A 23,014-nucleotide genomic window follows, 5' to 3' on the forward strand; every position below is an offset into this window, starting at 1 on the left:
GATCAGGCCCCCGTGGTGTGAGTGCCAAGCAAGCGAACTGTTCTCAAGAAACCGCCAGCCAAATCTCTGAAACTTTTGGCTGCGCGAACTGCCCAACTGAGACGGCACAGCGATTTAGCAGGAAGCCGAGCCGTATCAGGATGGGAATTAAGCGCCTCAACAAGGTTCGACCGCAACAACTCACTGAAAAATATAGATAACTTATGTTATTCAGGGAGAGCGCTATTTTGCGTGAGATTTTTGGTAGCGGAGGAGGGATTCGAACCCCCGACACAAGGATTATGATTCCTCTGCTCTAACCTACTGAGCTACTCCGCCGACCGAAGGACGATTGGGCCGTGGTCCATTTTCCGTCCGGTGCGCGGCTTATAAGGGGCGGCTCCTGCGGGTGTCAAGCGACCTTTGCAGGAAAAATCGCTTTGTCCGCAAAGGCCTGAGGAGACCCGGCTTTTCAGGCGGCGGCCGGGGTGGCGAGGATGCGCTTCAATGCGTCTTCGGCGGCCGCCTCCCGTTCCGAACGCTGGATGAAGCCGCCTCCATAGATGCGAGCGTCCTCGCCTTCGCCGGAATAGAGCGCGCAGGCCTGGCCTGGCGCGACGCCAGCTTCGCCTTCGGAAAGCTCGACATAGATGCCGTGCTCGTTGGCAGCGAGGCGCGCGGGACGCGGCGGGCGGGTCGAGCGGACCTTGGCATAGCAGTCGAAGCCGCCGGCAGCCACGGACGCGAGATCGCCATCGCCAAGCCAGTTTATGTCGCGCAGATAGAGCCGGCGCGTTTCCAGCGCCTCCTTGGGACCGACGATGACGCGTCGCGAACGGGCGTCGAGATAGACGACATAGAGCGGCTCGCCGGTCGCGATGCCGATGCCGCGACGCTGGCCGATCGTATAGTGCAGGATGCCGTCATGGCCGCCGAGCACGCGGCCGTCGATATGCACGATCTCGCCGGCCAAGGCCGCATTCGGCTTCAGCTTGTTGACGATGTCGGTGTATTTGCCCTGCGGCACGAAACAGATGTCCTGGCTGTCGGCCTTCTTGGCGACAACGAGGCCCATCTCCTCGGCGAGCGCGCGCGTCTCGGCCTTGGAAAGGTGGCCAAGCGGAAAACGCAGATAGTCGATCTGCTCCTGCGTCGTGGCGAAGAGGAAGTAGCTCTGGTCGCGCTCGGCATCGACCGGGCGATAGAGCGCGCGGCGCGCGGGGGCGTCGGGCTGCGGGTTCGGGCGCGAGCGGATATAGTGGCCGGTGGCGAGCGCGTCGGCGCCAAGCTCCTTGGCGGTGGCCAACAGGTCGGCGAACTTGACGGTCTGGTTGCAGGCCACACAGGGGATCGGTGTTTCGCCGGCAATATAACTTTCGGCGAAGGGATTGATCACCGTTTCGCGGAAACGCTTTTCATAATCGAGCACATAGTGAGGAATGCCGAGCGTTTCGCAGACGCGGCGCGCATCATCGATGTCCTGGCCCGCACAGCAGGAGCCTGCGCGGTGCACGGCGGCACCATGATCGTAGAGCTGGAGGGTAATGCCGAGAACGTCATAGCCCTGGCGCTTCAGGATACCGGCCACGACGGAACTGTCGACGCCGCCCGACATTGCGACGACGACACGGGTATCTTCCGGCTTGCGATCGAAATCGAGACTGTTCACGCGAGGTCCGTTCCGGTGATGTGGCCTCTTTGCCACGACACACCTTGGCTTGAGGCCGAAACCGGCCGTTGTTGCGCTCCGCAACGTCGGAGCGTCCTTCGGGCGACATATAGAAACTTGCCGCACCGAGAGCAAGAGAAGGCCGGAAACCTCGTCTTCCCGGCCGCATGGAACCGTCCTTACGGCCTGCAGAAAGACCGATCACAGTGTAAGGGGAAATCAGATGAGGCGAAGGCGCAGTGCAATCGCGATCGCCTGCATGCGGTTGACCGCCTGCAGCTTGCGGGTCGCGCTCTTGAAATAGCTGCTCACCGTATAGACCGAGATGCCGAGAATGATGGCGATCTCGTCGCTGCTCTTGCCGGCCGCCGCCCAGCGCAGGCATTCGACCTCGCGGCTGGACAGTTTTTCCCGACCGGCCGTGACCGAGACGAAGGTCTTTTCGAGGCATTCGAACAGTTGCAGGGCAGAGAAATGCAGTTCCGTCAGCTCAGCGCGGGCAAGCGGCGCGCGCGTGCCGGAAAACACCATTAGATAGGGATCGCCGGTCGTGGAATGCAGAAGGAAGGCGATGGATGAGGTCAGGCCGTGGCCTTCAGCCAATGCGATTGCGCTTCCGGCCTGGGTGTTTTCCCAATCGGACGGCGCAAGGAGCGTGCTGTCGCCCTGGATGGGCAGCTTGGTCGCGCCGGCCTCGATGGCGAGCCGGCTGATGTGAAACAACGCCATCGCGTCATATTTGCGCACGAGATCTGCCGGCCAGTTGCTGACGAGCAGGCGCTCGGCAAACCGCTGCTGCTCATTGGCCGGAAAGCGCGCTACAAGAAAATGACTGAAGCGGAAGTGATTTGCGCATTGGCGCATCAGGTGCAGCACTTCATATTCGGTCTGCACCGTCTCCAAATTCGCCGTGGACAAGAATTCGGGCGACCAGCCCTGCTGCAGGAGCATGTTGTCTGGATCTCTCATTTTCCGTTTCCAACCGCCGGCGCGATGCGCCCGGCTCGTGTGTATTCTCGATCCGGAAAAATCTTGGAGCATCCCTCAGGCAGGCGACGTCAAAAAACGCCACGGCCGCCGTATTCCCAATGGAAACAGCGCGCGGAAGGAATTCATGTGGATGCTTCCAGGGAGCTCCGGTGGCATCGACCCGATGCCGCCCCCTTAAATTTGGGGGCGTATTAGCAGTATTCGAATAAAATGGAAATGAAATATTTGCATGCCTCCCATGCGGCAGCCGGGAACGAGCCTTTTGCCCAACGTAGCGGAAACCAGTGCTTCCCCAAGCCAACGCCAAGTGTGAAGCCGCTCAAAAGATTAGAAAATTGTTAGTGTGCGCTTAGGCAAATCTTAAATGTGGCGGGCTAGAGTTCCGTCATATGGTCTTGAGTTTATGTAGAGAGTCCAATGACCGAACTGATACGACCCCGCGTTAAATACGTCATCGGCCCCGATGGCAGCCCACTGACGATCGCCGATTTGCCGCCAGCCAATACGCGGCGCTGGGTGATTCGCCGGAAGGCAGAAGTCGTCGCCGCCGTGCGTGGCGGGCTTTTGAGCCTCGAAGAAGCTTGTGAACGCTATACGCTAACGGTCGAAGAATTCCTGTCCTGGCAGTCCTCCATCAACGATCACGGCCTTGCCGGACTGCGCACCACGCGTATCCAGCAGTATCGCCACTAGACCCATTCTGGATCAAGACCGCAGCGGTCGCGTTTAACGCGGCCGCTGTTTTATTGCGCCCTGTGACTTAATTCGGCCTGAGCTTCATCTGCAAAACGCCCGTAATGATCGCCGACGCCGCATAGAACCAGAGACCCGGCTGCGTGAAGGCGGAGGCCATGCCGCTTGTCTTGGCGGCCACGATAACCAGTGCCACCAGCATCACATCCATCATCGACCATTTCCCGAGCACCGGCAGCAGCCGGGCCAGCCAATTCGCCTTTCTGCCGCCCACCTGCGCGGGGACTGTCGCCTCCAGCGCCATGCCGAAAAGCTTGATGACGGGAAAGACGACGGAAAACAGCGCAACGAGCACAGCCAGCCCGCCGCTTCCCTGCCCCCAGAGCGAAACGACGATATCGATCAGCGACGGCGTCTCGGTGAAGAAATAGAGCTTCTCGAAGCGAACGAGCGGCAAAACCAGCCCGAAGGCAAGGCAAAGGCTGGAAAGAACCAGAAGGGCGGGTACGACGAGGATCATGCAAGGCTTCGCGTTTGAGTTCGCTTTGCATAGCATCCGTTTCGTTCCGATGCAGCACGGACTGTTCACATCCTCATGACTTGCCGGATCTGGTCAAACCGGAAAGGATGACGCCGACACATCATCAGCGAGGAGCAGACCATGGATATCCGGCATGAAGACAACGGCTCGAAGGGCCGCTATTCCGTTACCGTCGAAGGCCATGAGGCCGAAGTGACTTATTCCCGCGCCTCGCCGCAACTCGTGATCGTCGACCATACAGGCGTGCCGGATGCGCTGCGCGGCAAAGGCGTCGGCCAGGCGCTGGCGGCCCATGCGGTGGAGGAGGCACGCAAGGGCGGCTGGAAGATCATGCCGCTCTGCCCGTTCTTCAAGGCACAGGCGCTGCGCCACAAGGACTGGGCGGACGTCGTCAATCTCTGATCTTCGCACGGCAGCCGTGTGCGCAAAACCGCTCGGCGCTTTGCCGGAATTGCCGTGAAAAAACGCGAAGAGCCCTCGTGAGCGGTCTTGCGGCCGCTCGCGAGGGTTCTTCAGAACCGAAACGGGATCAGGCGCGAAGCCGGACCGCGTTGTCGCGCTCTTCCAGCGCCGAAGCCTTGGCGAACTCCGCCTCGGCCTCTTCCAGCGCCAGTTCCGCAGCATCCTGCTGCACCTTCAGTTCCCGGATCGAGACCTGCAGGTTGTCAGAGCGCTGCCGCGCCGCCTTGGCGAAGGTGGGGTAAGCGAAGTGATTGGGATCGGTAATCCCGGATTTCTTCTCTTCGATAGCGATCTGACTTTCCAGCTCCTTCGACATCCGTTCGAATTCGGACATCATGAGCTGCAACTGAGACAGCTGCCGTCTTTTGTCTTTCACCTGAAATTCTTTCAGGCGAACTAGGCTCTCACGCGACTTCATACGCAATACTCCCGTGGATAGCGAGACCCCGGCATAAAGGCTGGCGGCCGCCGAACACGATGGCGAACGCTTAACCCGGCATTCCAAATCAGTGCCAAAATGCGGCTTTCACCGTCTATCGGAACCGATCCTTCCACCCGAAGCTCGACAAAACACGCCGAGCGTTAAAAAAAACCTAGCGAGAATTAATGAATCCCTACCGCTGGTAACCTTTCGTTTACGGGCATCGTTAATCATAGGTTCGATGATTTAAGGCTCGGTAAATGCGGTTCGCAAAAAACATGGTGGCCCGCATTGATGAGTCTAAAGAGTCGGTTAGCGTTGTTTCTTAACGAGAAAATTTAAGAAACACATTTCCGATTCACATTAGAAATCAGGAGTCTGCCTAAAATAATTAACAGATCGATACACCTTGCCAAAGTGAATCAGGATTTGTTAACCAATTCGTGGCAGCCTCCAAATCAGGCAACGACTGGATCCGTATCGCGTAGGGGGCCAGGTACCTTGAGCGGCGGAAAAGGGGACAGATATGCGGGTTCTACTCATTGAGGACGACAGCGCGACAGCGCAGAGCATCGAACTGATGCTGAAGTCCGAAAGCTTTAATGTGTATACCACCGACCTCGGCGAGGAAGGTGTCGATCTGGGCAAGTTGTATGATTACGACATCATCCTGCTCGATCTCAATCTGCCCGACATGTCGGGTTATGAAGTTTTGCGCACGCTGCGCCTATCTAAGGTCAAGACGCCGATCCTGATTCTGTCGGGCATGGCCGGTATCGAAGACAAGGTGCGCGGCCTCGGCTTCGGTGCTGACGACTACATGACGAAGCCATTCCACAAGGATGAGCTCGTCGCCCGCATCCACGCCATCGTGCGCCGCTCCAAGGGTCATGCCCAGTCGGTCATCGCAACGGGCGAACTGATCGTCAACCTCGACGCCAAGACCGTCGAAGTTGGCGGCCAGCGCGTGCACCTGACGGGCAAGGAATACCAGATGCTCGAGCTGCTCTCGCTGCGCAAGGGCACGACACTCACCAAGGAAATGTTCCTCAACCACCTCTATGGCGGTATGGACGAACCGGAACTGAAAATCATCGACGTCTTCATCTGCAAGCTGCGCAAGAAGCTTGCAAACGCCGCCGGTGGCGCCAACTACATCGAGACGGTCTGGGGCCGCGGCTATGTGCTGCGCGAGCCCGATGGCGACTACGCAGAAAGCGCGTAATCCGCCCTCCTCCGCCCACGATTCAACCCGCCGCTTGTCGGCGGGTTTTTCTTTGTCCCGATGGACGCGTGCCGGAAAAGCAAAACGCGGCCGGCTCCTTCGAGCGGCCGCGTTCGAAAACGGTATCGGATTGTATGCTTAGGCAGCGATCGAGAGGTTGCTGAAGACCTGAGTCAGGATCTTGCGGTCGAACGGCTTCAGAAGAAAATCGTCCGCGCCGGCGCGCTTGCCCATCATCATCTTCTTCAGGTCCGCCTCGACGACGCAATAATAGATGCGCACCGACTTGCCCTGCAGCAGGTTGCGGACATTGCCGATCAGTTCGAGCGCACCGTCCATCGTGGCATCGACGATCAGGATGTTGGGAAGCTCCGCCTCGCAGCGTACCAGCGCTTCGAGCGAACTCGAGGCTTCCAGCACGAGGAAATTGAACCCGGTAAGAATACGTTTGCCGACCTTGCGGACGACATCGGAACCGTCGGCGATCATCAACCGCTGCATTAGCTGCTCCTAAGGTCTCCCGCTCGTTAAGCGGGAACAGTACAGGAAGCGATACTACCGTCCACTGGCAAACAAAGCGTTAGCGGCCATGGTTAACGCCAGGCCGCTTTTGCATCATTCGGCAGCCGGGATCATCCGGGCGCTGAAGACGATTTCTTCCGGGCTGGTCGCCACATCGAGTTCCATACCGGCCTCGTCGGCCAGAAGCACCGTGTAATAGGGCTGGATAGAGTGGGCATCGACCGATTCTTCCGGCGTTCCGGTGAGAATTTCCGTGAACTTCGGCGGTACGCGCAGCATACGGCCTTTCACCGCCAGCTTGAAAACCGCGTCGAATTCAGGATTTTCCAGAGTTACATCGACCGAACCCCCGCGCGGAATGGCGCCGTAGGCGACGAGGAAGAGGTTGAGCAGCAGCTTCACCCGGTTCTTGGGGATGATGGCGCGCGGGCCGTTCCAAGTGATCTCGGTCTTCTTTTCGGCGGCGGCGAAATCGCGTGCGGCCTTTTCGGCCTCGCCCGTATCGATCGACGCACCGACAGAGCCGGAGGCACCGAAGGCAAGGCGTGCGAATTTGAGACGGACGGAGGCGTTCAGCGCGCTGGTGCGGATGAGGTCCATCGCCTCGGCATCGGCACCGCCCTCGTCAAGCAGTTCGAGACCGTTGTTGATCGCACCGACCGGTGAGATGACATCATGGCAGACGCGGCTGCACAGAAGCGCTGCCAGATCGGGACCTGTCAGCGTGAGGTTCGGATTTTTCGCCATAAATTTCTCCTGGATCCACGCATTCTTTCATCGCGGGCCGCCGTGTGAAGGCGCACGCGGGACCATTCCGCGCGACGCATAGCACGCCATGATTGCGCGAGGCGTGCTCGTTTTGAAGACAGCCATAATGACACCACATTTGGTAAACCGATTGTTAAGACCATAAGATCAAATTGCAGCATGGAACGGGGCCGAGACATCAAGGAAGGCAAACGGGACATGGCTGTTACAAATCTGGTCACGACGAGATTCAGGTTCGCAATCGCGGCTTTCATGGCGTTGCTCCTTGCCGTGCCTGCACAGGCCCAGCAGTCCAGCCAGTATTCGATGCAGGAAATCGTCGATGCCGGCCACGGCTTCTTCGGCGAGACCTCGGGCGGACTGGCCAAGCTCGTCGAGCGCGCGTTCGAATCCTACGGCCTGCCGAACGGCTACATTCTCGGCCAGGAAGGCTCCGGCGCCTTCGTCGCCGGCCTCACCTATGGCGAAGGCACGCTCAACACCAAGAATGCCGGGCAGCACTCCGTGTTCTGGCAGGGCCCGTCGCTCGGCCTCGACTGGGGCGGCCAGGGCAGCCGCACAATGATGCTCGTGTATAACCTGCCCGACGTGAATGCGCTCTACGACCGCTTCGGCGGCGTCTCGGGCTCGGCCTATGTCATCGCCGGCCTCGGCATGCAGGTGAACGTCAACCGCGATATCGTTCTCGTGCCGATCCGCACCGGCGTCGGCGCCCGTCTCGGCATCAATGCGGGCTATCTCAAGCTCACCCGCCAGCCGACCTGGAACCCCTTCTGAAAGCCCGCTTCCGAATGAACCGGGCGGCTCGGCCGTCTGGTTAACCGAGAGTTGATTTCGCGGCAGCGACCCCTCCCGCAAATCCGGGCAAGCGGCTATACTGCCCTGCCCGACATCCCGTTTGGACCCGCCTCTTTGGACTGGGACCCGTTTTGAAGCGAGTTGATCCGTGATCGAGTATGCCCTCCTCTTTGCGCTTGGCTTCCTCGCCGCCACGCTGACCGGACTGCTCATCGCTCCGGCGATCCAGAGACGTATCGTCAAGTTCACCGAAGCCCGCATGAAAGCCACCATGCCGCTCAGCCCACAGGAAGTGCGTGCGCAGAAGGACATGGCCCGCGCCGCCTTTGCCGCCGAAAACGCGCGGCTTTCCCAGAGCGTGCGCCGCGAGCGCGAGAAGCTGACGCTGGAAATGGTACGCAACGAAAAGCTTCTTGCCCAGGCCGCCGCCATCGGGACGGAAAATGCCGAACTGCATGCGCAGATCGCCGACATGAACATCGAGGCCGGCGACATGCGCTCGGCCGTTCGCCGCGAAGAAATGAAGGGTGAGCAGCTGAAGACGGCTCTCGCCAGTGCCGACCGCGAGCTGCGCGCCCGCCTCGCCGAGATCGACAAGCTCAACGTCACTATTACCCATCTCCAGTCCGATATCGACGCGATGAAGATCGACACCGCGACGCAGGAGACGACGATGGAGAACCTGAAGAGCCGCATCGGCAACCTGAAAGACGAACGCGAAAAGGCGCGCGAGGACCTGAAGGCCGCCAGCGAGAAGGCAAAGTCACTGGAACTGCGCCTCGGCCGCGAAGAGGCCCGCGTGCGCCAGCTGGAGGCCCGGCTGACGCGCGAACTTGCCGGCGCCGCCGACAAGGACAATGCGATCGAACGGCGGATCGCGGAAATCACCCGCCTGCGCGACAAGGTGAAGGCGTTGACCGCCGAAAACAAGGAGGCCACCAAAGCGGCCCGCGCCGCCGGTATCACCAGCGCCCTGACACCGGGCCGGGTTACCCCGCGCCGCACCGAAAAAGCCGTGCCGCCCATCGACATCGTCGCGCTGGAAGAGGACGTGCGCAGCCAGGGCACAGCCCTTTCCGAGCGGCTTCTCGCCGCCAAGGTTGGCGACAATGACACGGCCCTGCGCGAAGAGATGGCCGATCTCGCCAGCAAGATGATTGTGCTTACCGCCGCGCGCGAAGGCGCAAACTCGCCGGTGCACGACCTCATCGCGGCACTCGACCCGAGCCTAGACGACGACCGCAGCCTTGCCCGGCGGGTGCGTCAGCAGATTGGACGCGACGAGGCCTGACCGCGGGGAGAGCGTGCTATGAAAATCGTCGTTCTCACCCTCGTGCTCAGCCTCAGCGGCGCAAACGCGCCGTCGCCGAAACAGGAAGCGACCGCCGCCGGCCAGTATTGCGGGCGGCTGTGGAGCAATGGCGCTCTCGTCCAGACCAACACCGAATTCAAGACGGAAAGCGACGGCCGGTTGACCGGCACCTATCAATTTGCCGATGTCGGCACGATGACCGCGGGCACACTTGATGAACCCGCCCCGGTCACCGGTCTCGAGCATACGCTGGACTGGCAGGACAAATACGGCAGCGGCAAGCTTACCCTCACCTTCAAACCCGACTACAGCGGTTTTACCGGCAAATGGCGCGACCAGTCCGGCGCACCGAACGAATTGTGGGATGGCGTGCGCTGCTGAGCGGCGTCAGTCGACACGGCCCATCGCCAGCGCGATCTGATAGAGCGCAATTCCGCTCGCCGTCGCGACATTGAGGCTGTCGAGGCCGGGCTTCTGCGGAATGCGCGCCGTATGGAAACGGGAGAGGATGTTTTGCGGCAGCCCCTCGCCTTCCGTGCCCAGCACCAGCGCGATCCGGCGCGCCGCCGGAATGGCGGCGACTGAAACCGCACCGCGCGGCGACAATCCCCATATCTCGAAGCCGGCAGCCGCCAGCCCCTCGAGCATCGCCCAGGCGCCGAGGCCGCGTGAAAACGGCACGCTCACCACCGCGCCGACGGAAACCCGGATCGCCTTGCGATAGAGCGGATCGCAGGAGGTCTCGTCGAGAAAGACGGCATCCGCGCCGAAGGCCGCGGCATTGCGGAAGATCGAGCCGACATTGTCATGGTTGGACAGGCCGCAGCCGGCAAGCACGAGGCTCGTCTCCGGCAATTTTGCCAGAAGCGCGTTTCCAATTTCCACTGCAGGTTTGCGGCCGAGCGCCAGCACGCCGCGATGCATGTTGAAGCCGGCCACGGCATCGAAAACCGCAGCCGACGCGACATAGACCGGCACGTCGTCGCCGAAGGCCGAGAGCACATCGGCAAGGCCCGCCAGCCGGTTTTCCAGGAGCAGGATCGCCTCGCAACCAAAGCCATTCGCCCTAGCCGGCGCGCTGCCCAGCATGCGCAGCACCACCGTGCCCTCGGCGATGAAGCGGCCGTCGCGCCCCGTCAGGTCCCGCTCGCGGATCGACACGAAGCCCGCGATGCGCGGATCGGCGGGATCGTCGATGCGGACCGGTTCGCCTGCCATTCCGGGTCAGTTGCCCTTGATGTCGATTTCCGCGACGGTGCGGCCGGCGGCGATGTCGAAGACAAAAGCCTTGCGCGCGCCATCGGCCATCACGCCGTAGAACAGGATCTGCCCGCCCGAATTCGACACCGCGGACAGCGCAAAACCGTCCGGCAGCGTTGCGGTTGCCTTGACCGGAGCGTCGCTCGGCACGGCAAGCCCGCCCGAAGCGGCGGAAAGGGCGGCGTCCGGCTTGCTTTCCCGCGTGTTGATCTTGTAGACAATGGCCGCGAGCACCGCCAGGAACATCAGGAACATGATGCCGCCCGAGACAAGCTGCAGACGCATCATCTTGCGGCGCACATTTTCCATGACGGGGTCGAGCGGCTTGTCTTCCTGATCGTCGTTTTCGATATTGGACATGGCGAACGCCCTTCCGGCAATGAGTAGATTGAACGATGACCGACCCCTTTAAAGAAGCCGACGCCACATTGAAAGTCCTGACGGTGCCGGATGATGCCGAAGGGCGGATCGACGCATGGCTTGCCGCAACGCTCGCCGGCGATTTCTCGCGAAGCCGCATCAAGGCGCTGATCGAGGAAGGCGCTGCGGTTGTCAACGGGACGGTCATGAACGAACCGAAGCGCAAGGTGCGCCCCGGCGACGTCGTCGAATTCACCATGCCCGCCCCACGCGATCCCGAGCCGAAGGGCGAGGATATCCCGCTCGACGTGCTCTATGAGGATAACGACGTCATCGTGCTGGTGAAGCCTGCCGGCCTCGTCGTGCATCCCGCCGTCGGCAACTGGACGGGCACGCTGGTCAACGCGCTGATCTACCATTGCGGCGAGAGCCTGTCGGGCATCGGCGGCGTGCGCCGCCCCGGCATCGTGCACCGGCTCGACAAGGAGACGAGCGGCGTCATGGTCGTCGCCAAGAACGACCTCGCCCACCGCCACCTTTCCGACCAGTTCGCCGACCATGGACGTACCGGCCCGCTGGAGCGCGCCTATCAGGCCATCGTCTGGGGCCGCCCCCGCCAGATCAAGGGCACGATCGACGCGCCGCTCGGCCGCGGCCATGACCGCACCAAGCGCGCCGTCAAGAATGAGGATGCCGACGACGCCCGCGAGGCCATCACCCATTACGAGGTGATCGAGCGCTACGGCGAGACGGAGGACGGCACCAGCCTCGCCTCGCTGGTCGAGTGCCATCTCGAAACCGGCCGCACGCACCAGATCCGCGTGCACATGGCCCATATCGGCCATCCGCTCGTCGGCGATCCCGAATATGGCGCCGCCTTCAAGACCAAGGCCAACCGCCTGCCCGAAGGTCCGAAGAGGGTCGTCGACAAGTTCCGCCGGCAGGCGCTGCATGCCTTCCTGTTGCAGTTCGAGCATCCCTCGACCGGCGAGACCATGCGTTTCGAAAGCCCGCCGGCCAAGGATATGGAAAAGCTGATCGAGGCTTTCCGCTCTATCGACGAACCTTCCAAGCCTTGATTTCCGGGTCTCGCTCCCCACTTTAGCAGAGTGTCGCAAAATCCATTTCGTCCTCCCGCCTTCACGCAGCCGTGAAGGCCGCGGTGCCTTGAACCATTGTTTCGCCATACCTATCTTTATGATCGGTGGGACGGCCATGTCCCACGGGGAGCATGGTTGCTGACGGGGATCCGGTTTTCAGGATCAAGCTCCGTACCAAGGCTTGCCGATATGGAAGCCTACTCAGAAAGGGGTGCTGAATGGCCCGCAATACGCTGCCGTCGATCACGGCTGGAGAAGGTGGTCTCAACCGCTATCTCGATGAAATCCGCAAATTTCCAATGCTTGAGCCGCAGCAGGAATACATGCTCGCCAAGCGTTATCAGGAGCATGGCGACCGTACCGCCGCCCACGAACTCGTCACCAGCCATCTGCGCCTCGTGGCGAAGATCGCTATGGGCTATCGCGGCTACGGCCTGCCGATCGGCGAAGTCGTCTCCGAGGGCAATGTCGGCCTGATGCAGGCCGTCAAGAAGTTCGATCCGGAGCGCGGTTTCCGCCTTGCGACCTATGCCATGTGGTGGATCAAGGCCTCGATCCAGGAATATATCCTGCGGTCGTGGTCGCTGGTGAAGATGGGCACGACGGCCAACCAGAAGCGCCTGTTCTTCAATCTGCGCCGCATGAAGAGCAAGATCCAGGCCATCGACGATGGCGACCTCAAGCCCGACCAGGTCAAGGAAATCGCGACCAAACTCAAGGTTTCCGAGGACGAAGTTGTCTCGATGAACCGCCGCCTCTCCGGCGACGCCTCACTGAACGCGCCGATCAAGGCCGGCGAAGGCGAATCCGGCCAGTGGCAGGATTGGCTTGTCGACGACCATGACAGCCAGGAGCAGACGTTGATCGAGCAGGACGAGCTCGACACACGCCGCGCCATGCTGGCCCGTGCCATGGGCGTGCTGAACGACCGCGAACGCCGTATCTTCGAGGCCCGCCGCCTCGCTGAGGATCCCGTCACGCTGGAAGAGCTTTCCTCCGAGTTCGACATCAGCCGCGAGCGCGTGCGCCAGATCGAGGTCCGCGCCTTCGAGAAGGTGCAGGAAGCCGTGCAAAGATTCGCAGCCGAAGAGGCCCGTGCGGTGCGCGTTATTGAAGACGCCTGAGGCTTCGCACAAGGCACTGAAACAAAAAAGGCCCGGCATTGCTGCCGGGCCTTTTCTTTGCGTCTTATTCCTACTGCGTGCCCGCCGTCGACCAAGCCTTCATCACCTTGTCGAAGGCTTCGGCACCGGCTGTTCCCTTGTCGAGGGTGATCAGCGCGCGGCGGCCGTTGCGGTACGTGATCGGAATATCGATCCAGCTGCGGGTGCGCAGTAGCTCAGTGTTCTTGGCGATCGCCTCGGGGAAGTCGTTGAGGGCGATCATGTGGAAATCGTCGGTGATCTTCGCCGGCACCGCTATCAGCGCGTCGCCGCGGTCCTGCTCGGTTCGCTTCATCGCCACGCGCTGCACGCTTTCGATGCCGCCGCCTTCGAAGTTTTCCGGCAGTGAGAAGACCAGCTCGACGATATGGCTCGCCGGCAGGGACTTGTCGGCGTTGCGGCGGAAGGTGATGAGCGCGGTCAGGCCCTTAGAGGGCACGTTGACCTGAGCGCGCACGACGGGTTCCGGCTTGGCATCGCCACCCGGCGATTCCTCGGCGCTCGACCACGCAACCGTGCCTTCGATGGCCGTCGGCGCGGTCTGGCCGAGGCGCTCCTCATAGAGGAACATCTTCTGCGCGACGCCGATTGCCGCCGGCTGCTCGCCGGTGGCAGCAGGCGTCTGCGTGTCGGTTGTCGTCGCTGTACCCGTATCGGTCGTCGTCACAGGCGTCTGCGTCGTGCCATCGGTGCCGGTGGCCGGCGTCGTCGCGCCGCCCGTCGTGCCGGCGGCGGTGCCGGCGCCGGTTTCGGTGGTCGCCTCCGCTGTTTCCGGCGTCTGGGCGGCGACGGACTTGCCCTCTTCGGTCGAGACCCCTTCAGGGGCCGCCGCCGGGCCTTCGTCGACCTCGGTACCGTCAGTCAGCAGACGCTGGGTGAACTTGCCACTGCTCTGGTCGGCCGAGGCGACCTCTGTCGCCGGCTTCGTCGCAGCACCGTCGGTCTGCGTGCCCGCGGCGGTCGTGTCGTTGGTCGTCGTGGTGGCCGGCAGATTGCGGCCACCCTCTGCACTCTCGGTCGTGGCTTCAGGCGTTTCCTTGGTGGCCGGCGACGATGCCGTCAGGGAGGCGATACGCTCGTTGACCCAGTCATTGACCGCATCGCGGTTGAACCAGTAACCGGCACCCGCGCCGCCCGCGATGGCGATAACGCCGATCAGCGCGGCGATGGCGCCGAAATTGATGCGCGACTTGCGCGGCTCGGCCCGGAAAGAGCGCTGCGGCGTGCGGGCTTCAATGGCTGGCGTCTTGGTCGCGGCATCGGCGAGGCCGGCTTGCTCCATCGACGAGGACGCCGTGGCAGCGGCAGCGCCGGCAGTCGGCGTAAAGCCAATGAGATCGTCAAGATCACCCCATTCGCTCTTCTGCGCGGGCTGCGCCTGCTTGGGCTCTTCGGCCTGTGCCGTCTTCTCTTCGGGCCATTCCCAGGCCATCGGATCGGTGGCGGCGGCAACCGCAGGTTCCTGCTTGTTGGCCGGCGTCGTAACCGGGGCGACATCGCTCCAGTCCCACTGCGCTTCGGCAGCGGGCATCCGGGCGTCCGCCACGGGTGCCGCATCCGGCAGCAGCTCGTCGTGTACCGGGTAGGCCTCGGCAACCGGCTCTACGACAGCGGCAGCGTCGACAGGCTGCGCCTCGTCCTGCCGCTCCTGCTCCTGCCAGGAGGGAACGTACTCGTCTGCGGGCACGGCCTCGACCTGCCAGGACGGCTCCACATGCTCCTCGACGACGGCCGGCCGCTCTTCGGGCTCATCGACAACAGGCGCTTCCGCCACGGTCTCCGCCACCGGTTCCGGTTCCGGCGCAGGCTCGGAAACCTGGTCCTGGACGGCAACGGTTTCGGCCACCGTCTCTTCAACCGGACGGTCCTCCACCCTGTTTTCTTCTCCGGGCTGCTCCGGCTGGGCGTTATCAGCCGACTGCGCTACCGGCTCTTCCGCGGCAGATACCGCTTCGACGGGCTGCTGTTCCGGCTCGTCAACGGCCGCGGGCTCTTCCGCCGCCGCTTCCACGGGCTCCGGCTCTGCGACCTCAACAACGGGGGCCTGAGCGGTTGTGGATGCAAGATCATCGGCAGGCAGCGCCTCCGCGTGCTCGCCTTCGACATCGCTGATCGCCATCTCGAGTTTGTCGAGCTGACGCTTCACGAGGTCATCGGAAGGGCGCGGGTTCATGGATTCGAGCTGCCGGCGGACAGCGCCGCGGGCCTTCTCGTAAACCTTCTGCCGCATCTCGGCATTGTTGTCCGAGAGGCCGTCAACGGCCCTTCGAATGACTGCTACAAAATCCGCCATCAGAACTTTCCGTGGTGTCCGCGCGCTATCCCATTGGAATACGACGCGGAACTGGTGTTAGGCTTGAGATTAATCCTCAAACGGGTCCGTCACAAGTATGGTGTCGTCCCGCTCCGGGCTGGTCGAAAGCAGGGCGACCGGCGCACCGATCAGCTCTTCGACCTGACGGACATATTTGATCGCCTGGGCCGGCAGGTCCGCCCAGCTGCGGGCACCGACCGTCGATTCCTTCCAGCCTTCGAGCGTAATGTAAACCGGCTCGACGCGAGCCTGCTGGGTCTGACTGGCCGGCAGGTAATCGATCTCCTTGCCGTCGAGCTTGTAGCCGACGCAGATCTTCAGCTCGTCAAGACCATCGAGAACGTCGAGCTTGGTGAGCGCGATGCCGGTGATACCGTTGGTCTTGACCGTCTGGCGCACCAGAACCGCATCGAACCAGCCGCAGCGGCGCGGACGACCGGTGTTGACACCGACCTCACGGCCGACGGTCGCCAGGTGCTTGCCGATCTCGTCGTTCAGCTCGCAGGGGAACGGGCCTTCGCCGACGCGCGTCGTGTAGGCCTTGGTGATGCCGAGCACGTAGTTGATCGCCGTCGGGCCAAGGCCCGAACCGGCAGCGGCCTGGCCGGCGACCGTATTGGACGAGGTCACGAAGGGATAGGTGCCGTGGTCGTTGTCGAGCAGCGCACCCTGCGCGCCTTCGAACAGGATGCGCGCACCGGAACGGCGCTGCTTGTCGAGGAGATCCCAGACGCGATCGATATAGGGCAGGATGTGGCCGGCGACCGAAGTCAATTCCTCTTCGATGGACTCGACGGAGATTTCGGCAAGGCCCATGCCGCGGCGCAACGCATTGTGGTGCGTCAGCAGGCGCTCGATCTTCGGGCGCAGCGTCTCGGGCTCGGCAAGGTCGATCACGCGAATGGCGCGGCGGCCGACCTTGTCCTCATAGGCGGGGCCGATGCCGCGGCGGGTGGTGCCGATCTTGGTGCCGGTCGCGGAGGCGGCGTCTTCACGCAGCGCATCGAGGTCGCGGTGCAGGGAGAGAATGAGCGGCGCGTTGTCTGCGATGCGCAGCACTTCGGGCGTGACAGCGACGCCCTGGGCGCGCAGCTTCTCGACTTCCGTGACGAAGTGGTGCGGATCGACGACCACGCCGTTGCCGATGACGCTGAGCTTGCCGCGCACGAGACCGGACGGCAGCAGAGCGAGCTTGTAGCTCACACCGTTGATGACAAGTGTATGGCCGGCATTGTGGCCGCCCTGGTAGCGAACGATTACCTCGGCTCGTTCCGAAAGCCAGTCGACAATCTTGCCCTTGCCTTCGTCACCCCATTGAGAACCGACAACTACGACACTCGCCATTTCACCTATCCCGTTTTCGCGCGAAAACGCGCAACCGTTTACGCACACGCAAGCGTGCGCCTGACACAAACCCGCGCATCTATACTGTGTTGTCTTTGGGAATGCGACCCTGTTATGACGGCCCACCTCCGCTTTTTGAATGACATTGTCTGCTTTTTCACCTTATCTGGGCCACCCGCCGGCGCACACTGCCCCTCCTCTTTCAGCATCCGGATCCTGCCGCCTTGAACACGAGAGCCTATTTCTACCTGTGCGTGACCTCGCTTTTCTGGGGCGCTAACTCGGTCGCGGGCAAAATGGCGGTCGGCCATGTCAGCCCCATGGTGCTGACGACCTTCCGCTGGATCGTGGCCCTCACTATCATCCTGACGCTCATGACGCCCCAGGTGAAGCGTGACTGGCCGGTCATCCGCAAACATTGGCTCCAGCTTCTGCTCTACGGCGTCTTCGGCTTTACCGCGTTCAACGCGCTGCTCTACACCGCGCTCGGTTATACCAGCGCCATCAATGCCGTTATCGAGCAGGCCGGCATTCCCATGCTGATCTTCGTCTTCAACTTCGTGCTTTTCCGCATTCAGGCCTCGATTGCCCAGGTGATCGGCTTCACCGTCACACTCATCGGCGTGCTGGTAACAGCCGCTCATGGCGAATTCTCGGCACTGGCGGAACTGGAGTTCAATTTCGGCGATGCACTGATGCTGCTCGCCTGCATCGTCTATGCCGCCTATACGGTCTCGCTGCGCTGGAAGCCGGCGCTGCACTGGCAAAGCTTCATCGCCGCGCCCGCCTTCGGTGCGCTTCTCAGCGCCATTCCGTTGTTCTTCTGGGAACTGTCGCGTGACGCCGCCATCTTCCCGGATACGACCGGCTGGATGATCGTGCTTTATGCCGGCATATTCCCGTCGCTGCTCTCGCAGGTCCTGTATGTGCGTGGTGTCGAGATGATCGGCGCCAACCGCGCCGGGCTGTTCATCAATGCCATCCCGGTCTTCGGTACCTTGCTATCCGTACTGTTGATCGGCGAGACCATCCACGCCTTCCACTTCCTTGCTCTCCTCCTTGTACTGGGCGGCATTGCGATTGCCGAATGGGGCCGCCCGAAGGAGAAAAAGGTCTGACGCCACAAGAATTCGTCGGTAAATCCTTGTATTCAAAGTGTCTTCCTCCCTAAAACTGACGCCGCTCTTTAAACCTTGTTTAGATTTTTAATGGTGCAGTTCGCGCACTATAATTCTCTTCAGGTTCAAGTCGTGAAAAACATCCGCATCGCCACCCGCATCTATCTTCTCACCGCCATGGCGCTCGTCTTCATGGCTGCCGCCATGATCTACAAGACCCAGGCCGCCAACGAGGAGGTGAATGACGAACGCCGCCAAATGCTGCGCAACGTGACGGAATCCGCCATCTCCGTTATCGCCTCCTACGAGAAGCTCGCCAGCGAAGGCGCGCTGACCGTCGAGGACGCCAAGGCACGTGCGATCGCCGATGTGATGGCCATGCGCTTCGGCGAAGGCGGCTACTTCTTCATCAACGGCTTCGACGGCATGATGATCGCTCATCCCCTGAACGCCAAGCTCATCGGCACGGATGTACGCGGCCTGAAGGATGCTAACGGCAAGGCCTTCAACGTCGAGCTCATCAATCTAGCCCAAAACCCCGGCAGCGGCTTCGTCGATTATGTCTGGGACAAGCCCGGCCAGAGCGAACCGGTCGAAAAATTCTCCTATATCCAGGGCTTCAAGCCTTGGGGCTGGGGTGTCGGCACCGGAGTCTATGCCGATGACCTTGCGGCACAATATTATACGTCGATGACCACCACCGTCATCATCACTCTGCTCGCCGGCATCGCGACGCTCGCCGCCGCCCTCCTTATCGGCCGCTCCATCAGCCGCCCGCTCAACCGTCTTAAGGACGTGATGCTCGAGGTCTCGCGCAACGAGACACAGTCCACCGTGCCGGATACCGAACGCAAAGACGAGATCGGCAATATGGCGGACGCCCTCGTGCTGTTGCGCAACTCGGTCATCGAACGCAATGCGCTGGAAATCCGCCAGCGTGAGCAACAGGGGATTCTCGACGACGAGCGCAGTGCCAACGAGGAGCGCCAGGCCTCCGTCGCGCGCGGGCAATCGCGTGTCGTCGACACGATCGGCTCCGCACTGGAGCGCCTCGCCCAGGGCGACCTCACCGTCTCCGTTCCGGCCCTTGGCGCCGAATACGAAAAGCTTCGCCGGGACTTTAACGACGCCGTCGCGTCACTCAAATCCACCATCGGGGCGATTGCCGAGTCCACCGCCGTCGTCAACGGGAGTGCCGGCGAGATCAGCCGCGCGGCCAACGACCTCTCGCAGCGCACCGAACAGCAGGCCGCCTCGCTGGAAGAAACCGCCGCCGCGCTCGACGAGATCACAGCGGCCGTGCAGAACTCCACCACCCGCGCCGAGGAAGCCAAGCGCATGGTCTCCGATGCCCGTGCGGGTGCTGCAAAGTCGAGCGAGGTCGTGCGCAATGCCATTGACGCGATGGGCCGCATCGAAAGCTCGTCGTCGAAGATCGGCGAGATCATCGGCGTCATTGACGACATCGCCTTCCAGACGAACCTGCTGGCGCTGAATGCCGGTGTCGAGGCGGCGCGCGCCGGTGAAGCCGGCAAGGGCTTTGCCGTCGTCGCGCAGGAAGTGCGCGAGCTTGCGCAACGCTCGGCCAATGCCGCCAAGGAGATCAAGGCGCTGATCAACGCCTCATCGACGGAGGTCTCGGCCGGCGTCTCGCTGGTCGAGGAAACCGGCTCGTCGCTCAGCGATATCGAGCGCCGCGTCAATGAGATCAACGACCGCATCGTTTCGATTGCCACCGCCGCACAGGAACAGGCCGTCGGCCTCCGCGAAATCAACACGGCTGTCAACCAGATGGACCAGATGACCCAGCAGAACGCCGCCATGGTGGAAGAGACCTCCGCCGCAAGCCAGACGCTGGCGCAGGAAAGCGGGCAACTCGCCAGCCGCATTGCCCACTTCCAGCTCGCCGGCCACGGCAGCGGCCAGATGCGCCGCGCGGCCTGACCGTAAAAGGCTCACCTCAAACCGAAAGGCCCGCCGGAGCAATCCGGCGGGCCTTTCTTCTATCGTCTTGGGAGGACGAAGATCAGTCGACGTTGAAAACCAGCGGCTTGATCTGGCGGATGGCCTGATTTGCGCGCAGCTTGTTCAGCACATCTTCCGAGACCGCGGCATCGACATAGAGCAGTGCGATAGCGTCGCCGCCCTGTTTGTCGCGGCCGAGCTGGAAGTTTGCGATGTTCACACCGGCTTCGCCGAGCGTCGTGCCGATGAAGCCGATCATGCCGGGGACGTCGGTGTTGGTGATGTAGACCATGTGGTTGCCCACGTCGGCATCGAGGTTGATGCCCTTGATCTGGATGAAGCGCGGCTTGCCGTCGGAGAAGACCGTACCGGCGATGGATCTGGTCTGGTTATCCGTCTTGACCGTGAGGCGGATGTAGCCGTCGAAGACGCCCGACTTGTCGCGCTTCACTTCCGAAAGGATGACGCCCTTTTCCTTGATCATGACCGGTGCCGAGACCATGTTGACGTCGGCGACCTGCGGACGAATGAGGCCGGCAAGCACGGCGCTGGTCAGCGCCTTGGTGTTCATCGAAGCGGTCGCGCCGTCATAAAGAATCTCGATTTCCTTAATCGCGCTTTCGGTGACCTGGCCGACGAAGGCGCCGAGCACGTCCGCAAGGCGGATGAACGGCTTCAGGATCGGCGCTTCCTCGGCGGTGATCGACGGCATGTTGATGGCGTTCGAGACCGCACCCTTGACGAGGTAATCCGACATCTGCTCGGCGACCTGCAGGGCAACGTTCTCCTGGGCTTCCGTGGTCGAGGCACCGAGATGCGGCGTGCAGACGACGTTTTCCAAGCCGAAGAGCGGGCTTTCCGTCGCGGGCTCGACTTCGAACACGTCGAAGCCGGCACCGGCGACATGGCCGGACTTGATGGCTTCGGCAAGTGCTGCCTCATCGACCAGACCGCCACGGGCGCAGTTGATGATGCGAACGCCCTTCTTGGTCTTGGCGAGCGCTTCCTTGTTCAGGATGCCGCGGGTCTTGTCGGTCATCGGCACATGCAGCGTGATGAAATCGGCGCGGGCGAGCAGGTCGTCCAGTTCCACCTTCTCCACACCCATTTCCTGGGCGCGTTCGGCCGAGAGGAAGGGATCATAGGCGATGACATGCATGCCAAGGCCGATGGCCTTCTTGCAGACGATGCCGCCGATATTGCCGGCGCCGATGACACCGAGCAGCTTGCCGGTGATCTCGACACCCATGAACTTCGACTTTTCCCACTTGCCGGCCTGGGTCGACTGGTCGGCGGCCGGCAGCTGGCGGGCAACGGCGAACATCAGCGCGATGGCGTGTTCGGCGGTCGTGATCGAGTTGCCGAAGGGCGTGTTCATCACGATGATGCCGCGGCGCGATGCAGCCGGGATATCGACATTGTCGACGCCGATGCCGGCGCGGCCAATGACCTTGAGGTTGGTCGCGGCTGCGATCAGCTTTTCCGTCGCCTTGGTGGCCGAGCGGATGGCGAGACCGTCATAGTTGCCGATGATCTCGGCAAGCTTTTCCTTGTCCTTGCCGAGCTTCGGCTGGAAATCGACTTCGACGCCGCGATCGCGGAAAATCTGGACGGCGGTTTCCGACAGTTCGTCAGATACGAGTACGCGAGGTGCCATGAGAGGCCTCCTTCAATGAAACAGGGGAAATGAGATCAAAGGTGGCTTCGCCCAGGGGACGAAGCCGGTCGCGAAAAATCAGGCCGCAGCCTTGGAAAGCGTCGCCTTCTGGGTCTCGAAAGCCCAGGTCAGCCAAGGCATCAACGCCTCGAGATCGGCGGTGTCGATGGTGGCACCAGCCCAGATGCGAAGGCCCGAGGGGGCATCGCGATAGGCGCCGATGTCATAGGCGACACCCTGCTTGTCGAGAAGGGACACGAGGCCCTTGGCGAAAGCCGCCTGGGCGTCGGCATCGAGCGCCAGCACGTCCTTGTCGGCAATCGTCAGGCACACCGAGGTGTTGGAGCGCGTCGCCGGGTCCTTGGCAAGGTTGGCGATCCAGTCGTTCTGTTCGACGAAATCGAAGATGACCTTGGCATTGGCATCCGCGCGGGCCATCAGCCCATTGAGACCGCCGACCTTCTTGGCCCAGAGCAGCGCATCGATGTAATCTTCGACGCAGAGCATGGAGGGCGTATTGATCGTCTCGCCCTGGAATATGCCCTCGATGATCTTGCCGCCCTTGGTCATGCGGAAAATCTTCGGCATCGGCCAGGCCGGCGTATAGCTTTCCAAACGCTCGACGGCACGCGGCGACAGGATGATGACGCCATGTGCACCCTCACCGCCCAAAACCTTCTGCCAGGAGAAGGTGACGACATCGAGCTTGGCGAAATCGAGGTTCTGCGCGAAGGCGGCCGAGGTCGCATCGCAGATCGTCAGGCCCTTGCGATCGGCCGGGATGAAGTCGGCATTGGCGACGCGGACGCCCGAGGTCGTGCCGTTCCAGGTGAAGACCACGTCACGATCGAAATCGATCGTGGAAAGGTCGGGGAGAAGGCCGTAATCGGCCGTAATCTTTCTAACGTCGGGAAGCTTCAGCTCCTTGACGACGTCGGAAACCCAGCCCGAACCGAAGCTTTCCCAGGCGACCATGTCGACGCCGCGCGGGCCGAGCAGCGACCACAGTGCCATTTCGACGGCGCCGGTATCCGAAGCAGGCACGATGCCGATGCGGTAATCCGCCGGGACTTCGAGAACTTCACGGGTGAGATCGATGGCCTGCTTGAGCTTGGTCTTGCCGATCTTGGCGCGGTGCGAACGACCGAGCGGGGCATCGGAAAGCGCTTCGAGCGACCAGTTGGGGCGCTTCGAGCACGGGCCAGAAGAGAAATGAGTATTGTTCGGACGCACGTCCGGCGCGGTGACGGTCTTCGTCATGATCGCTATCCTTCCAGATAGATAGCTCCTCGTTGGGGAGGAGTGTCCCGCCGCCGTGAATATGGGAGAGGCGCTTTTCCGTCAAGAGGAATA

The 23,014-nt window shown here is 61.9% G+C and carries 22 protein-coding genes and 1 tRNA gene; 10 read left to right on the top strand and 13 right to left on the bottom strand.

Annotation, left to right across the window (positions count from 1 at the left end; all coding sequences use genetic code 11):
• Positions 1-241 precede the first annotated feature (241 nt).
• The 3 genes from D0Y60_RS13430 to D0Y60_RS13440 form a co-directional block, all read right to left on the bottom strand.
• A tRNA-Met gene (locus D0Y60_RS13430) sits at positions 242-318 on the bottom strand.
• A gap of 133 nt (positions 319-451) precedes the next feature.
• Entirely contained in the window at positions 452-1,648 is a 1,197-nt protein-coding gene (gene mnmA, locus D0Y60_RS13435) for a tRNA 2-thiouridine(34) synthase MnmA (protein ID WP_117370472.1), read from the bottom strand.
• A 219-nt stretch (positions 1,649-1,867) separates the two neighbouring features.
• Positions 1,868-2,617: a LuxR family transcriptional regulator gene (locus D0Y60_RS13440; RefSeq protein ID WP_117370473.1), complete on the bottom strand. Its 750-nt coding sequence runs from the start codon at positions 2,615-2,617 to the stop codon at positions 1,868-1,870.
• A 438-nt stretch (positions 2,618-3,055) separates the two neighbouring features.
• On the opposite strand from D0Y60_RS13440, the gene D0Y60_RS13445 reads away from it, so the two are divergent.
• The gene (locus tag D0Y60_RS13445) at positions 3,056-3,331 is read left to right on the top strand and encodes a DUF1153 domain-containing protein (protein ID WP_007769470.1); all 276 of its coding nucleotides are present in this window, start codon (positions 3,056-3,058) and stop codon (positions 3,329-3,331) included.
• 67 nt (positions 3,332-3,398) lie between these two features.
• Here D0Y60_RS13445 and D0Y60_RS13450 read toward each other — a convergent pair whose 3' ends face one another.
• The gene (locus tag D0Y60_RS13450) at positions 3,399-3,851 is read right to left on the bottom strand and encodes a paraquat-inducible protein A (RefSeq protein ID WP_117370474.1); all 453 of its coding nucleotides are present in this window, start codon (positions 3,849-3,851) and stop codon (positions 3,399-3,401) included.
• Positions 3,852-3,992: 141 nt separating this feature from the next.
• Between D0Y60_RS13450 and D0Y60_RS13455 the strand changes: the two genes are divergently transcribed.
• Positions 3,993-4,274, top strand: coding sequence for a GNAT family N-acetyltransferase (locus D0Y60_RS13455; protein ID WP_117370475.1), 282 nt, complete (start codon positions 3,993-3,995; stop codon positions 4,272-4,274).
• A 127-nt stretch (positions 4,275-4,401) separates the two neighbouring features.
• Here the strand turns inward: D0Y60_RS13455 and D0Y60_RS13460 are convergent, their stop codons facing one another.
• Positions 4,402-4,752: a flagellar export protein FliJ gene (locus D0Y60_RS13460; protein ID WP_117370476.1), complete on the bottom strand. Its 351-nt coding sequence runs from the start codon at positions 4,750-4,752 to the stop codon at positions 4,402-4,404.
• A 529-nt stretch (positions 4,753-5,281) separates the two neighbouring features.
• Between D0Y60_RS13460 and ctrA the strand changes: the two genes are divergently transcribed.
• Entirely contained in the window at positions 5,282-5,980 is a 699-nt protein-coding gene (gene ctrA, locus D0Y60_RS13465) for a cell cycle two-component system response regulator CtrA (protein ID WP_117370477.1), read from the top strand.
• A 138-nt stretch (positions 5,981-6,118) separates the two neighbouring features.
• Here the strand turns inward: ctrA and D0Y60_RS13470 are convergent, their stop codons facing one another.
• Both D0Y60_RS13470 and D0Y60_RS13475 read right to left on the bottom strand, forming a co-directional pair.
• Positions 6,119-6,481, bottom strand: coding sequence for a response regulator (locus D0Y60_RS13470; RefSeq protein WP_117370478.1), 363 nt, complete (start codon positions 6,479-6,481; stop codon positions 6,119-6,121).
• Between the two features lie 114 nt (positions 6,482-6,595).
• Positions 6,596-7,249, bottom strand: coding sequence for a histidine phosphotransferase family protein (locus tag D0Y60_RS13475; RefSeq protein ID WP_117370479.1), 654 nt, complete (start codon positions 7,247-7,249; stop codon positions 6,596-6,598).
• A 273-nt stretch (positions 7,250-7,522) separates the two neighbouring features.
• Here D0Y60_RS13475 and D0Y60_RS13480 point away from each other — a divergent pair, with 273 nt between their 5' ends.
• From D0Y60_RS13480 to D0Y60_RS13490, 3 genes are all read left to right on the top strand, one after another.
• Positions 7,523-8,047: an EipA family protein gene (locus D0Y60_RS13480; RefSeq protein WP_245409176.1), complete on the top strand. Its 525-nt coding sequence runs from the start codon at positions 7,523-7,525 to the stop codon at positions 8,045-8,047.
• Positions 8,048-8,216: 169 nt separating this feature from the next.
• Positions 8,217-9,359: a hypothetical protein gene (locus tag D0Y60_RS13485; RefSeq protein ID WP_117370481.1), complete on the top strand. Its 1,143-nt coding sequence runs from the start codon at positions 8,217-8,219 to the stop codon at positions 9,357-9,359.
• Between the two features lie 18 nt (positions 9,360-9,377).
• The gene (locus D0Y60_RS13490; RefSeq protein WP_117370482.1) at positions 9,378-9,761 is read left to right on the top strand and encodes a hypothetical protein; all 384 of its coding nucleotides are present in this window, start codon (positions 9,378-9,380) and stop codon (positions 9,759-9,761) included.
• A 6-nt stretch (positions 9,762-9,767) separates the two neighbouring features.
• Here the strand turns inward: D0Y60_RS13490 and D0Y60_RS13495 are convergent, their stop codons facing one another.
• Both D0Y60_RS13495 and D0Y60_RS13500 read right to left on the bottom strand, forming a co-directional pair.
• Positions 9,768-10,598, bottom strand: a complete 831-nt coding sequence (locus D0Y60_RS13495) for an RNA methyltransferase (protein ID WP_117370483.1) — start codon at positions 10,596-10,598, stop codon at positions 9,768-9,770.
• A gap of 6 nt (positions 10,599-10,604) precedes the next feature.
• A complete protein-coding gene (locus D0Y60_RS13500; protein WP_117370484.1) occupies positions 10,605-11,000 on the bottom strand; it encodes a hypothetical protein in 396 nt (131 codons plus the stop codon).
• Between the two features lie 35 nt (positions 11,001-11,035).
• Between D0Y60_RS13500 and D0Y60_RS13505 the strand changes: the two genes are divergently transcribed.
• Positions 11,036-12,079: an RluA family pseudouridine synthase gene (locus tag D0Y60_RS13505; RefSeq protein WP_117370485.1), complete on the top strand. Its 1,044-nt coding sequence runs from the start codon at positions 11,036-11,038 to the stop codon at positions 12,077-12,079.
• A 239-nt stretch (positions 12,080-12,318) separates the two neighbouring features.
• Positions 12,319-13,224: an RNA polymerase sigma factor RpoH gene (rpoH, locus tag D0Y60_RS13510; protein WP_117370486.1), complete on the top strand. Its 906-nt coding sequence runs from the start codon at positions 12,319-12,321 to the stop codon at positions 13,222-13,224.
• Positions 13,225-13,294: 70 nt separating this feature from the next.
• On the opposite strand, the gene D0Y60_RS13515 is transcribed toward rpoH, so the two are convergent.
• Both D0Y60_RS13515 and D0Y60_RS13520 read right to left on the bottom strand, forming a co-directional pair.
• Entirely contained in the window at positions 13,295-15,556 is a 2,262-nt protein-coding gene (locus tag D0Y60_RS13515; RefSeq protein ID WP_117370487.1) for a hypothetical protein, read from the bottom strand.
• A 69-nt stretch (positions 15,557-15,625) separates the two neighbouring features.
• A complete protein-coding gene (locus D0Y60_RS13520) occupies positions 15,626-16,921 on the bottom strand; it encodes an adenylosuccinate synthase (protein WP_117370488.1) in 1,296 nt (431 codons plus the stop codon).
• A 224-nt stretch (positions 16,922-17,145) separates the two neighbouring features.
• Here D0Y60_RS13520 and D0Y60_RS13525 point away from each other — a divergent pair, with 224 nt between their 5' ends.
• Both D0Y60_RS13525 and D0Y60_RS13530 read left to right on the top strand, forming a co-directional pair.
• Complete coding sequence (locus D0Y60_RS13525; protein WP_117370489.1) at positions 17,146-18,039, top strand: DMT family transporter; 894 nt, start codon at positions 17,146-17,148, stop codon at positions 18,037-18,039.
• 132 nt (positions 18,040-18,171) lie between these two features.
• Entirely contained in the window at positions 18,172-19,983 is a 1,812-nt protein-coding gene (locus D0Y60_RS13530) for a methyl-accepting chemotaxis protein (RefSeq protein WP_117370735.1), read from the top strand.
• 82 nt (positions 19,984-20,065) lie between these two features.
• On the opposite strand, the gene serA is transcribed toward D0Y60_RS13530, so the two are convergent.
• On the bottom strand, positions 20,066-21,661 hold the full coding sequence (serA, locus tag D0Y60_RS13535) for a phosphoglycerate dehydrogenase (RefSeq protein WP_117370490.1): 1,596 nt from the start codon (positions 21,659-21,661) through the stop codon (positions 20,066-20,068).
• A 78-nt stretch (positions 21,662-21,739) separates the two neighbouring features.
• On the bottom strand, positions 21,740-22,921 hold the full coding sequence (locus D0Y60_RS13540) for a phosphoserine transaminase (protein WP_117370491.1): 1,182 nt from the start codon (positions 22,919-22,921) through the stop codon (positions 21,740-21,742).
• Positions 22,922-23,014: the final 93 nt, after the last annotated feature.

Origin of the sequence: Shinella sp. WSJ-2, from assembly GCF_003432075.1 — a bacterium.
GTDB lineage: Bacteria > Pseudomonadota > Alphaproteobacteria > Rhizobiales > Rhizobiaceae > Shinella.